Genomic DNA, 12,460 nt, shown 5'->3' on the forward strand with positions numbered 1-12,460 from the left:
AACTTACAATTTCGTCCAGGCCCTGCCTTCCTTTTCCATCATCTCCTCCGCCGGTGAAATAGACGAAGCCCCCGCCGGATAAATACACAAATGCTTGTGATGTTCTGCCCAATAATCAAATATGGGCTGAATCAGCTGCCAGGACAGCATAATACTATCCTGCCGAGTAAACAGCATCTGGTCGCCCGTCATACAATCCAAAAGCAGCCGTTGATAGGCCTCCGGCATTTTCATCTCAAACAGTTTCTGGTAATCCACTGCCAATTTTAGCCCGCTCATACAGAGTTTGGACCCGGGCCGCTTGGCCTGCAAACTCAGATAAATCCCCTCATCCGGCTGAATCTGGAAACGCAGCCGGTTCGGCTCAAACTCCTCCAGCCCGGCATTGGCAAACATCGAATGCGGAATAGGCTTAAATCCAATGACAATTTCTGTCAGTTTCCTCGCCAGCCGCTTGCCTGTGCGAAGATAAAACGGTACATCTTTCCATCGCCAGTTATCCACGGTCAGCTTTGCGGCAACAAAGGTCTCGGTCTGGGAAGAAGGATTTACACCTGCTTCTTCGCGATATCCGGGATAACGCTGTCCGCCAGCCGTCCCCGGGCCATATTGTCCGGCCACAATCTCTTGCGGAATCCGCTCCGGCGTAAATGGCCGAATACTTCTTAGCAGCTTGGCCTTTTCATCCCGCACCGCGTCGGCTTCAAATGCCGCCGGCGGCTCCATCGCCACCAGTGCCACCATCTGCAGCAGGTGGTTCTGGAACATATCCCGCATCGCTCCACTTTGGTCATAATAACCCGCTCGGTGCTCAACACCGACACTTTCAGCAATTGTAATTTGCACGTGGTCGATAAAATTGCGATTCCATAGCGGCTCAAAAATGCTGTTGGCAAACCGAAACACCATCAGATTCTGAATCGTTTCCTTGCCCAGATAATGGTCAATACGATAAATCTGCGACTCATCAAAACACCGGTGCAAATGATCATCCAGTTCTTTGGCCGTACGCAAATCATTTCCGAACGGTTTTTCCACAATCAATCGAACCGCCTGCATACGCCCCGTGGCCGCAGGACAAGCCAAATGCACTTCTCGGAGTTTTTGCGTCACCGTCGTATAAAGAAACGGCGGCAGGGACAGGTAAAATATCCGACATCCATCCAGATTATAGTGATTATCCAGCTCGATACATTTTTCACGAATCCGAGCATAAAATGCAGAATCATCATAGTGGCCGGATTCGTAATAAAACCGACCAAGAAAGTCGTGAGAATTCTGAATCGTGTCGATTCCCGCATTTTCGAGCGATTCTTCCACCATATCTCGAAAACGGTCATCCGACAGATCACTTCGACCGCAGCCCACCACATAAAACCCCGAGGGCATCAGTTCCCGCCGATACAGTTCATACAGGCTTGGATAGAGTTTCCGGCATGCCAGATCACCGCTGGCCCCAAACACCACCAAAGACACCGGCCCGGCTGGCGTTTCAGCACACAAAATATCCTGCTTGTCCGCAGTCGCTTCAACTCGTTTCATAAACCTGCCCATAAAAAAACCCTCGGAACAAACCGAGGGTTATCAACCCGTTTACATTGCCTCAAATTCTTCTTTGCCGGCACCGCAATCCGGACACACCCAGCCATCCGGAAGGTCTTCGAAAGCGGTTCCGGGATCCACACCGTTATCCGGATCGCCTTTGGCGGGGTCATAGATGTAGCCGCACAGCATGCATTTGTACTTTTTCATGGCTTACTCCTGATCATTTTATAAGGTTCAAGTTTGTCACTTCTTCCAACGCTATTATTACCGGGGAACTGGCAGAGGGTCAAGCGATTTACCGATGGAAAATCACATTAATCAGCTCCTCCGGCTCAATTCGGAAAAACGCACCCCGGCCCTCAAAAAAGCCGTGATCCCGAATAAAATGAATATTCAGATCCGACCAGCTGATGGATTGTCCGGTATCCAGCCGGTGAGCAGTCGTTATCCGTTTTTCGTACCGGCCTTCGTGCGGCCAGGGACAGACAATCACCCCTTTATAATCCTCGCTTTTGACCTCCAGCACATCATCAACCTGAATCCACGTACCCAGCCCCGGACGGGCCAAATCCCGCAAATCCTGCATCCTGGCCGCCACTTGCGAAGCATCATACCCCAGCCGCTGAAGGACAGCCGCATCCTCGGCAATAATATCCTCAAGGTGTCTTGGATCCGTCCCCAGAAAACCGCCGGCAACCAGACGGCCCGAACGCAGCATTCCTTCCAGATTTTTATCCTGCGGTGACTGTTTCATATTCGCACCTTATGCAAATTTGTCATAATACACCTTGTCCTGCGGCATTCCCAGCCCAACAAGAACCTTGATTGACGCATCAATCATGCCCGGACTGCCGCAAAGATACCCTTCGTGCCCGCTCAAATCCGAATACTGACGCTGAACCGCTTCCGTAACGAGTCCGGTCTGGCCGACCCAGTGATCCTCCGGCTGGGGACGCGCCACGACAGGAACAAAGGTAAAGGATGGAATCATTTTTTCAAATTCGGCCATCTGTTGTTGAAGACATAAATCCCTGACCGAATTGCCGCCAAAGTAAAAATCTGCCTTCCGCGTCGATCCGGTATGCCGCATCTGATGCAGAATCGACACAAACGGAGCCATCCCGCTTCCGCCGGCAATAAAAATCATCGGCGCCTGCGTATCGCTCATTCGGAACTCACCATACGGCCCGGTCAACTGAACCGGCTGCCCCACTTTCAAATAATCAAACAGCCATGTCGTGCAAATTCCGTTGGGCACCCGACGCACAATCAACTCCACAAAATGATTGTCCTTCGGATCCGACGCAATCGAATACGCTCGGCTCACTTCGTCAACCCCGCTCTTGTAGGCAGGACAGGTAATCTGCACATACTGCCCGGCGATAAAATCCATCGTATCCGGCCCAAGCAGTTCAAAGCGGAAACGCTTCATATCATAGGTCAAATCCTCCACTGCCGCCAGTTTCGCCTGATACTGCTGAATGGCAAACAGAAACGCCGGAATTTCGATTGCCATATCGTTTCGCACCTTCACCTGGCAAGCCAGGCGAACGCCTTCCTTTCGTTCTTTCTCGCCGATATAAGGCGTTTCCGTCGGTAACAGCGGCCCGCCCCCTTCCAGTACCTTGCACTTGCAAACCCCACAAGTCCCGCGTCCGCCGCAGGCACTCGGCAAAAAGATTTTCTGCTCTTTAAGCGTTGTCAGCAGCGGCTTGCCTCCTTCTACAGTCAATTCCTTTTTGCCCCGATTTAGCGTAATTTTGCAGGGGCCGTAATTCTGGATCACCTTTTCGCTGATTACCAGAATCATCGCCAGCCCCGCCGCGATCCCGCTCAGAAGCAATACTGAAAAGATAAATTCCATCATTTATTGCAGTACCCCTGTAAAGCCCACGAATGCCAGTGCCATAATGCCCGCAATAATCAGTGTAATCCCCGGCCCGCGCAGCCCGGCGGGAATCTTCGACTCATCAATCCGCTGCCGAATCCCCGCCATCGCCACAATCGCCATCATCCAGCCCACCCCGCTGCCAAAACCAAACCCTACCGTCACGATCAGCGAATACTTCCGAATCACCATCCACAACACCGCCCCCAAAATGGCACAATTAACTGTAATCAGCGGCAAAAAAATCCCAAGACTCTGATACAGGGCAGGACTATAACGGTCAATCACCATCTCTATCAGCTGGACAAATGCCGCTATGATGATGATGAACAGGATATACTTGTAAAATTCCAGATTCAGCGGCACCAGCACCCACCAATAGGCCATCCAGTTCAAAATGGTCGTGGCCGTCATCACAAACACCACCGCCGCCCCCAGTCCAACGGCTGTCTTGACTTCCCTGGATACCGAGATGAACGAACACATTCCCAGAAAATAACTCAACAGAATATTTTGCGTAAAGATGGCCGCAAAACAGGTTACCACCGCCATCCAGACTTCAGCTCCGATATGGCTTGTCTCTACTGCCATCAAGATCATGCCTTTTTCCTCCTGATTCCAATCGATCGACACACCCACAGCAGGCAGGCCAGCACAAAAAACGCACCCGGCGGCATTACCATAATCACCCATTTATCCCACTGCGTTGAAAAATACGGCAGCGGATACCCCGCCAGCGTCCCCATCCCCATCACTTCCCGAATCGCCGCAATTACCAGCAGAATCAGCGAATACCCCAGTCCGCTGAACAGACCATCCAGAAACGACGGCCACGGACGATTTGACTGGGCAAACGCCTCACAGCGTCCCATGACAATACAGTTGGTGATAATCAACCCCACATACGGCCCAAGATTACGGCTCATATCCGGCCAATACGCCCGCAGCAGAATATCCACAATAATCACATAAAACGCGATAATCAGCACCTGCACCATCATCCGCACCGTCCTGGGCGTCCATGCTTTCAGCGCCGACACCGTCGCACAACTTAACGCTGTCACCAGCGACAGCGACACACACATCACCGCCGTATTGGTCACGTTATTCGTCACCGCCAGCGTGCTGCAGATTCCGAGTATCTGGCGAAAGATCGGATTATCGCGCCACAGCCCATCCAGAATAATTTGATTTGTCGTTTTGGTTGCAGTCTGTCCGTTCATGGCTGCGTTGCCTCGTTTTTCTGACGCCACTGGGTTACCGCTTCGTTGAGCAGCTTTTCCAGACGAATACAGGTTTGGGTTGCGCCGGTGATCGCCTGAATATCCTTGTCCGACGCTTCCGCCGGAGGCCGAATCCGTATCGGCCTGGCCCCATCAGCAAATTGCTTTCCCGCAAATTGCTGATAAAAAAATGGCTCGACAATCCTGGCACCCAATCCCGGCGTCTCGGCTTGTTCATAAAACCAGATGCCCGTGATCGTCCGAGAATCTGTCCCAATTCCAATTACGCCGCGAATCGGAGCCCAGAATCCCTGCCCTTCAAAAGGCAGCGCATACCCGGCAAGCTGCCCCTGCGGGCGATACTCATACGCCCCTCCGGGGCTTTTGGGAGCAGCAAAATCTTTAGTAAAAACCGCGTGAACGTCAGCATCCGACCGGACGTGAATCCCTGGAAATACCGCCAGAGCTGCTCGTTCAAAAGCAATCTGTTCATTGGATTTAACCTTTGCCTCCGTCAGGCGAGCCAGACCAATTAATAGCGTGCTGCACAACGCTGTCAGCACAAACATATATATCACAGCATAGTAGCGGGACTCTCTCATTGGCCCCCCTTGACTGCTGCCGGCACAGGCTTTTTGGGCCAATAGGTCTTGACCGCATAATCCAGAATCGGAGCAAACATATTACCAATCAGGATGCTGAACATCAGACCGCCGTTGAAGATTGAGAAATTACGGATAACCAGCGTACAGATACAGATAATCAGACAATAGGCAACCTTGGCCTGCTCGCTACGCGGCGAACTGACCGGGTCGGTCGCCATAAAAAAAGCCGCCAGCAAAAAACCACCTCCCAGCATGGCCGAGAACCCCTGCGGTACGGGCTTGACGCCAAATTGATAAAATATCTCACTGAGCAAAGGATACGCAATAATCATCGTGGCAATAATCGTCCTGCTGGCCACTTTTGTCATCCACAGATAAATCCCGCCCACAAGAATCAATCCGGCACTGGTTACCCCCATGGTGCCCGGAATGCCGCCCAAAAATAAAGCCTTCCAATACTGCCAGACATAAATCTTGATATGCTGGTCCTCGGACACAGTCCAGGGCACAACCGAAACCACATCGGGCCCCGTGCTCCAAACCGGTTCCAGCCGGCCGGCCTTGGCATGGGCCAGCGGAGTTGCTGTCGTCCGAGTCGAGACACCCTGGGCATCGGTCATGGTACTCCAGCGCCCTAACGCCCCCCATGGACCTTCCGCAGGCGGATACCATGTCGCTGTCAGTGCAATGGGAAAACAAATATACACAAAACACCGGCCGGCAATCGCCGGATTAAATATATTCTTGCCAAAACCCCCAAACAGCTCTTTGGAAAATAAAACAGCGAACACCATCCCAACGGCCATCACATGCCAGCCCACCCCCGGCGGCATCACCAGCCCAAACAGCACCGCGGTCACAAACACCGCTTCACTGACCGGTTCCTTTCGCCAGCGGCAAAACAGCCATTCACAGAAAAGCCCTACGGCACAACAAAACAGCACCGCAGCCAGAGACCGCCAGCCAAAAAAATACACCCCGCCTGCAATGCAGGGGGTCAGCCCGATCAGAACCTTCCGCATTGCGGGCTGTTTGCGAAAAAAAGTTTTTTTAGATACGCCCATCGTTGATGAAATTCTTTCTGCTTGCAGCCGATGCCCGCCAGGATCAGCACCGAAACACTGCCTGTCCTTCCGCAACGCACCGTTGACCATTCCACGATTATTTCATGGCTTGCAGCTTGCCGCCAATCGTTGATACATGCATCATTTCTTCGATAATAATGCCCTGAATTTTGTCCTTGCCCTTCTTATCCGGCACAAAATCCTTGATGCCAACATAAAAAGCAATCGAATTCTTCTCCGCCTGCAGGGCCGATCGCAGCACCTCTTCGGGCGTTTCTTTGCCGGTAAATTTCTGATTGGGAGCAGCCTTGCCTTCCATGCCGTGGAAATCCGCCATCGTCTGAAGATAGCGGGCAACCTGGTTATCCGGATCATATGTGACCGGCTCTTTCATATCCGCTGTCAACTCACGACGCATATTGGCGAATATCTTCTCGTGCCCGTCTTCCATAGCGGCCATTTCCAAAAACAGTCTCCGGGTCTCGGCATCCGTGCTGTTGCTGGCAGCTTCTCGATAAAAACGTGCCCCGTTGCGCTCAATTTCCTCTGCCATTTCAAAAATTTCATCGACATTGAACGTGATAGCCATCCGCTGTCTCCTTACATTTGAGTTCTTGTAATAACGTTATTCGTTATGGACTGCACGGCGATAGAAGACCTGGTTGCTCATTCCTCAGACACCCCCCCTAACAACACAGGGGCTTATTGCGCAGGTGCCGCAGGCGGCGTATAAACACGGGCCGCCATTTCCTTGTCCAGCATATACAGGGCCGCACCAGGCTGCTTGCCCATGATCTTCAGTTGTCCCAGGATCTGCTCGACATTTTTCTCTTCTTCCACCTGCTCATTGACAAACCACTGCAGAAACTGATTGCCGGCGTGATCCTTTTCCTTGATAGCCAGATCGACCAGTGCATTGATTCGCTCCGTCACATGGTTTTCATGACTGAGCGTCGCGGCAAACACAGCTTCAATATCGTCCCACTCGGTCTGCGGACCATCAATCGCTGTCAATTTCACTTCGCCGCCGCGTTCCAGAATATGCGTATAAAACTTCATCGCATGACTCATCTCTTCCTGAGCCTGAACACGCATCCAGTTGGCGAATCCCGCCAGATTGTGCTTCTCACACCAGGCCGACATCGACCAGTACAGATACGCTGAGTATGTCTCGGCATTAATCTGTTCATTAAACGCTTTTTCTATGCTTTTTTTCAGCATCGGCTTTCCTCGCTATCAAAATCACTATGACAAAATTGCAACACAAACGGTATGGCAGCCGGCTTAGGCCTTCCAGAAACCGTGCAGATTGCAGTATTCCCGGGCAACCACTTTATCCGCGGTCACCATAAAGGTCGCTTCCGGAGCCTGACCGGGACTGAGGAACTGAACATAACTCTTGCCGTCGGCCAGCAGTTCGATCCATTCGATATAATGCTTTTCTTCCATCGGATGAGCCACCGAACCCACCTTGACTTTGTAACCGCCCTGAATCTTTTCGATCACCGGAACATGTTTTTCCTTGGCTCCATCAGAGGTGTTCTCGGTCATCAGCTTCATCGGCTGGCCGCAGCAGACCAGCTGACCGTCGCCGCCGTGCATGACCATCACCACATTACCGCATAACGTACATTTATAGACTTCCAGTTTCGCTGCCATACTCTGATCCTTTCCTTTTCTCCGTCGCCGTCTGCGACTCCATAAGAGTGTTGTTGTATGCTGTTTATCAAAGAATATTCAATCCCTGATGTTTGGCTTTAATGGTTTCAGCCAGGGCCTCAAGCTTCTCGAAATCATCAGGCTTCGGCTGCCCCTTGACCATCACCGGTTCCAGAATTTCTGCCTTCAGATTACCCAGCAGGCCAGTCAGCGTCTCCACCAGCTTGCTGCCCCAGCCATACGAACCGATAATTCCGGCAAATTTGGTTTTGGGTTTCAGGGCATTGACCACAAATGCCGCATGGGCCGCCGTCGGATGAGGCCCGACCAGAACCGTCGGAGCAGCCAGAATAACCGTGGCCGCATCGACCAGGTCAATCGCCAGATGCCCCAGGTCAATCCCCGTCAGATTATACTGCTTAACCCCCACACCTTTATCCATCAGGGAGTCCACCAGATACTCCACCATCCGGCGGGTACTGTCATGCATGGACACATAAGCCACAATTACTTTATTCTCAACCCGCTCGCTGATCCAGTCCTTATACGCATCCATAATCAGCGCCGGACGCGGATACACCGGACCGTGACTGGGGGCAATCATCGCAATCTCGAACGGCTCCAGCTTCTTAAGGTTACCCGCTATCGCACTGCGAAACGGCATCATAATCTCAGCAAAGTAGCGTTTGGCCGCCTCATAGACCTTGGCCTCATCTTCGACAAAAACCGAACTGGTGGCCTGGTGTGACCCGAAGAAATCACAACTGAACAGAATCTTATCTTCTTTCAGATAGGTACACATCGTCTCTGGCCAGTGTACCCAGGGAGTAATAATAAATTGGAGGGTCTTGTCGCCCAGCGACAACGTCTGTCCGTCCGCCACTTCAATGAATTGCTCTTCATCCACATCCAGATGGTCCAGCAGCAGACCTTTGCACTTGGCATTGGTTACAATCTTGGCATCCGGATACATCAGCAGTACATCCACGATACCGCCAGAATGGTCCTGTTCGGCATGATGACTGATCACATAATCGAGCTTCTCAACCCCGGCCCCAACCAGATGACTAATCAGGTCCTGGATTTTTGCCGGATCAACGGCATCAATCAGGGCTGTTTTTTCGGAGCCTTTAATCAGGTAGGCATTGTAGCTGGTGCCGTCTGGCAAAGGGATCAATTCATCGAATAACCGACGATCCCAGTCTTGTACGCCCACGGCATAGACATTTTTGGTTAATGCACGCATCCTTGTTGTTCCTTTCTTTCGCTTGTGCGGCCCGGAGGAGGGCGCAAAGCTGATTCTATAGCACCTGCTGCACTGCTTTCAAGACCGAATCATAGTCCGGCTCGCTGGCCACTTCTGGCACGATCTGAATATACCGAATCGTCTGCTGTTTATCAAGCACAATGACCGAACGAGCCAGCAAATGCAGCTCTTTTATCAAAAGCCCATAGGCCCTTGCGAATTTGGCATCTTTATAATCACTCAACGTTTTGACCTTATCAACACCGGCCGCACCACACCAGCGTTTCTGAGCAAACGGCAAATCCATACTGATGGTTAAAACCACCACATCCCCCAAAGCCCCTGCTTTTTCATTAAATTTACGAGTCTGAATGTCGCATACCGCAGTGTCCAGAGATGGAACCGTGCAAACTATCACCACTTTGCCCGCAAATGATGATATAGCAACATCCGACAAGTCATTGCCCGTAACAACTGCATCGGGAGCCTTTTGTCCCAGCTTCAGTTCATGCCCAACCAGTGTCAGCGGACCACCCTTAAACGTGACGATTCCTTTTCTTTCTTCCATGTTTGTACTCCTTTGGCAGCCAGTCAGGCCCAGCAAGACTGCCGTAAATGTGATTCCCAGAATTTTTACCCATTTTAACATTACTATATACCTATAATTACTTGCGGGATCCTGTTGACCAAACGAACCCAATTCAGGCTCTTTGAGCCCTCGGAGTGCCGGGTCCGCCTGATGAAATTCGGACCCGGCCTCCTATTCATGAACCAATACAATTCAAACTGGCTGTATCAATGAGATTTAGTAATTTGTCGCTTCCAGTTCAAAGAAAGCCTGGGGATGGGCACAAGCCGGACATACCTTGAGTGCCTCGGGACCTTCATGGATATACCCGCAGTTACGACATACCCAGCGAACGGTCTGGTCTTTTTTGAATACCTTATTGGTATCCACATTCTTTTTCAGGGCCAGATAGCGATCCCGATGCCGTGCCTCAGCAACTGCAATCTTACGGAACACCGCAGCAATTTCCGTAAACCCTTCCCCTTCCGCGATTTTCGCAAAATCCGGATACATCGTCTTGGTTTCATAATCTTCACCCGCCGCCGCTTCTTCAAGATTCTGCGATGTGGTCCCGATTACCCCTGCCGGAAAGGCTGCACAGATTTCTACTTCGCCGCCTTCGAGAAACTTGAACAGCCGCTTGGCATGTTCCTTTTCCTGATTGGCGGTTTCCTCGAAAATTGCAGCGATCTGCTCAAAACCCTCCTTTTTCGCCTGGCCGGCAAAATACGTGTACCGATTCCGAGCCTGGGATTCTCCGGCAAAAGCAGTTAAGAGATTTTTTTCCGTTTTGGTTCCCTTCAAACCCATTGTGTAACCTCACTTTCCTTAAATCATGTTAGTTTTTGGTTAATTGACTAAAGTTATTCAGTCGGTTGAGTATGACGTGACTGATTTTGACATGCATTACAGAGCCCTTCCAAATAGACCGTTTTTCTCAGGACCTTAAACTTCCCTTGAATCTCAGGCGGCAGTGTAATATTGTCAAACGGCGGATGGTGAAAGTCAATAATTTTACCACAGTGAACACATAAAAAATGCTGGTGATCTTCCAAACCACCGTCGAATCGTCTTGGCTGCCCGGTACCTTCGACGACAAATGCTGCCCCGATCTCCGCCAGAGTCAATAGAGTTCGATTTACCGTATCCAGCGAAATAGCCGGCATCTCCTTTCGGACTTCCTGGTAAATATCTTCTGCGGTTGGATGGGTGTCTGTATTAATCAAAGCCCTATAAACCGCAAACCGTTGCGGAGTCAGCTTTAAACCCGACTCTCTGCATCGCCTTTCAAAATCTCTGACTTTGATTGCTATCTGTTCTTTATCCATACTCTTATAATACCTAATTAGTATTTTCTATCAAGTAATATTTACTACTATTTATTATTTAAGTTCGAAACTTTTTTGAAAAATGAAATAATCTTGTTTTTTTTATGATTTCTTGTAGAAATGCTGTTTCTAATTTAAGCGTTGTTAAGTAATGGATAATACATATGAAGAAGACATGGCTTTTGGCGATAATGGTTGTTTCCAACTTTGGCTTTGCACAAGAACAAAACAGCTCTAATAACAACAAAACAATACTTCAGCGTGTCAAAAACAGGGACTTTCCTTCTGTATTTCAGGCCTGGAATCCCTGTGACAGCATCAAAAATGAAGATGCTGACAAAGCCATCGCCCGCCATGACCTGATTTTTTGTTTGCCGGACCATTTGGGATTAAAATGGAATAATGACCACCCTGGATTAGCCGACAGCTTAGATGCTGACAGTGTCCAGGCGGCCTTGCAGCGGCGTTCTAAGCTCCTCCAGATGAACCCTAATCTTATATTTTTAGCTGAAATCCGCTACTATGACGCCCCCAATTCCTACCTGCCCTCAAATCATGAATGGTTCAAACGCGATCCCAATGGCGTTCCGCTGGTGGGGTGGACTGAAGGTGGCCACTTGTTATTGGACTATACAAATCCGGATTTTCGTGAGCACATCGCCAAGCAAGCCAAAGCCGTTGTGGACTCCGGCGTTTATGATGGCATCATGCTGGATTGGTGGCGGGATGACGCCGACCGGTTGGAACTGATCAAAACTATTCGTAAAGCAATTGGTACCAACGCCTTAATACTATGTAACACCAACGATAACACCACCCCACAATCCGCACCCTACATCAACGGCTATTTTATGGAGTGTACCCGCAGCAAAACCGCCGCTGACTGGGAACGCATTGCCAATACCCTGCAATGGGCGGGTGAAAATCTGCGAAAGCCAACTATCAACTGCCTGGAGACATGGTATCATAACTCTCGAGAAGACCTCAACTTAATGCGTGCTACAACCACCCTGTCCATGACGGTAACAGATGGATATTGTCTGTTTTCCGACCCGAACCCCCTGCCCACACCAGACCACCTGCATAACTGGTATCCATTTTGGGACACCAAAATAGGCAAACCCACCGCCAAAGGCAAAAAAGAAGACAACGGCTGTTATACCCGCACCTTTGAAAAAGGACTGGCTGTCTATAATCCCATGGGCAATTCTTCCGCTGTGTTTAAATTCCCTAACCCGGTAAAAAGCGCCGCGACTGGCAAGACAGCCACTGAACATAGCGTCCCTTCGGGAGATGGCGATTTATTCCTGAATTAATGTCGTGAGCTGGCTCGG

16 protein-coding genes are annotated in these 12,460 nt (G+C 50.4%); 1 reads left to right on the top strand and 15 read right to left on the bottom strand.

What is annotated here, in order from left to right:
* Nucleotides 1–3 precede the first annotated feature (3 nt).
* The 15 genes from zwf to ACQ9LF_RS02465 all read right to left on the bottom strand — a co-directional run bounded on the left by zwf (nt 4) and on the right by ACQ9LF_RS02465 (nt 11,126).
* Nucleotides 4–1,542 (bottom strand): glucose-6-phosphate dehydrogenase, encoded by a 1,539-nt coding sequence (gene zwf / locus ACQ9LF_RS02395; protein WP_462487767.1) that lies wholly within the window; start codon nt 1,540–1,542, stop codon nt 4–6.
* A 51-nt stretch (nt 1,543–1,593) separates the two neighbouring features.
* Nucleotides 1,594–1,752 (bottom strand): rubredoxin, encoded by a 159-nt coding sequence (rd, locus tag ACQ9LF_RS02400; protein ID WP_462487768.1) that lies wholly within the window; start codon nt 1,750–1,752, stop codon nt 1,594–1,596.
* Between the two features lie 88 nt (nt 1,753–1,840).
* Nucleotides 1,841–2,299: a hypothetical protein gene (locus ACQ9LF_RS02405; RefSeq protein ID WP_462487769.1), complete on the bottom strand. Its 459-nt coding sequence runs from the start codon at nt 2,297–2,299 to the stop codon at nt 1,841–1,843.
* 9 nt (nt 2,300–2,308) lie between these two features.
* Entirely contained in the window at nt 2,309–3,412 is a 1,104-nt protein-coding gene (locus ACQ9LF_RS02410) for an FAD-binding oxidoreductase (protein ID WP_462487770.1), read from the bottom strand.
* Entirely contained in the window at nt 3,413–4,024 is a 612-nt protein-coding gene (locus ACQ9LF_RS02415) for an Rnf-Nqr domain containing protein (RefSeq protein WP_462487771.1), read from the bottom strand.
* Between the two features lie 5 nt (nt 4,025–4,029).
* Complete coding sequence (gene rsxE, locus ACQ9LF_RS02420; protein ID WP_462487772.1) at nt 4,030–4,656, bottom strand: electron transport complex subunit RsxE; 627 nt, start codon at nt 4,654–4,656, stop codon at nt 4,030–4,032.
* A complete protein-coding gene (locus ACQ9LF_RS02425) occupies nt 4,653–5,258 on the bottom strand; it encodes an FMN-binding protein (RefSeq protein WP_462487773.1) in 606 nt (201 codons plus the stop codon). The genes rsxE and ACQ9LF_RS02425 overlap by 4 nt, the downstream gene beginning before the upstream one ends.
* Nucleotides 5,255–6,283: an RnfABCDGE type electron transport complex subunit D gene (locus ACQ9LF_RS02430; protein WP_462487774.1), complete on the bottom strand. Its 1,029-nt coding sequence runs from the start codon at nt 6,281–6,283 to the stop codon at nt 5,255–5,257. Before ACQ9LF_RS02430 ends, ACQ9LF_RS02425 begins: the two co-directional genes overlap by 4 nt.
* A gap of 139 nt (nt 6,284–6,422) precedes the next feature.
* Nucleotides 6,423–6,914, bottom strand: a complete 492-nt coding sequence (locus ACQ9LF_RS02435; protein ID WP_462487775.1) for a ferritin family protein — start codon at nt 6,912–6,914, stop codon at nt 6,423–6,425.
* A gap of 113 nt (nt 6,915–7,027) precedes the next feature.
* Nucleotides 7,028–7,546, bottom strand: coding sequence for a ferritin (locus tag ACQ9LF_RS02440; protein WP_462487776.1), 519 nt, complete (start codon nt 7,544–7,546; stop codon nt 7,028–7,030).
* 63 nt (nt 7,547–7,609) lie between these two features.
* Entirely contained in the window at nt 7,610–7,984 is a 375-nt protein-coding gene (locus tag ACQ9LF_RS02445) for a desulfoferrodoxin (RefSeq protein ID WP_462487777.1), read from the bottom strand.
* A gap of 67 nt (nt 7,985–8,051) precedes the next feature.
* The gene (locus ACQ9LF_RS02450; protein WP_462487778.1) at nt 8,052–9,230 is read right to left on the bottom strand and encodes an FprA family A-type flavoprotein; all 1,179 of its coding nucleotides are present in this window, start codon (nt 9,228–9,230) and stop codon (nt 8,052–8,054) included.
* A 55-nt stretch (nt 9,231–9,285) separates the two neighbouring features.
* Nucleotides 9,286–9,798, bottom strand: a complete 513-nt coding sequence (tpx, locus tag ACQ9LF_RS02455; protein ID WP_462487779.1) for a thiol peroxidase — start codon at nt 9,796–9,798, stop codon at nt 9,286–9,288.
* Between the two features lie 237 nt (nt 9,799–10,035).
* On the bottom strand, nt 10,036–10,608 hold the full coding sequence (rbr, locus tag ACQ9LF_RS02460; RefSeq protein WP_462487780.1) for a rubrerythrin: 573 nt from the start codon (nt 10,606–10,608) through the stop codon (nt 10,036–10,038).
* A gap of 53 nt (nt 10,609–10,661) precedes the next feature.
* Nucleotides 10,662–11,126 (bottom strand): Fur family transcriptional regulator, encoded by a 465-nt coding sequence (locus tag ACQ9LF_RS02465; protein WP_462487781.1) that lies wholly within the window; start codon nt 11,124–11,126, stop codon nt 10,662–10,664.
* 164 nt (nt 11,127–11,290) lie between these two features.
* On the opposite strand from ACQ9LF_RS02465, the gene ACQ9LF_RS02470 reads away from it, so the two are divergent.
* A complete protein-coding gene (locus ACQ9LF_RS02470; RefSeq protein WP_462487782.1) occupies nt 11,291–12,442 on the top strand; it encodes a putative glycoside hydrolase in 1,152 nt (383 codons plus the stop codon).
* The last annotated feature ends 18 nt before the right edge of the window (nt 12,443–12,460 follow it).

The sequence above is a fragment of the Anaeroglomus insulsum genome, assembly GCF_050689095.1.
Lineage (GTDB): Bacteria > Planctomycetota > Phycisphaerae > Sedimentisphaerales > Anaerohalosphaeraceae > Anaeroglomus > Anaeroglomus insulsum.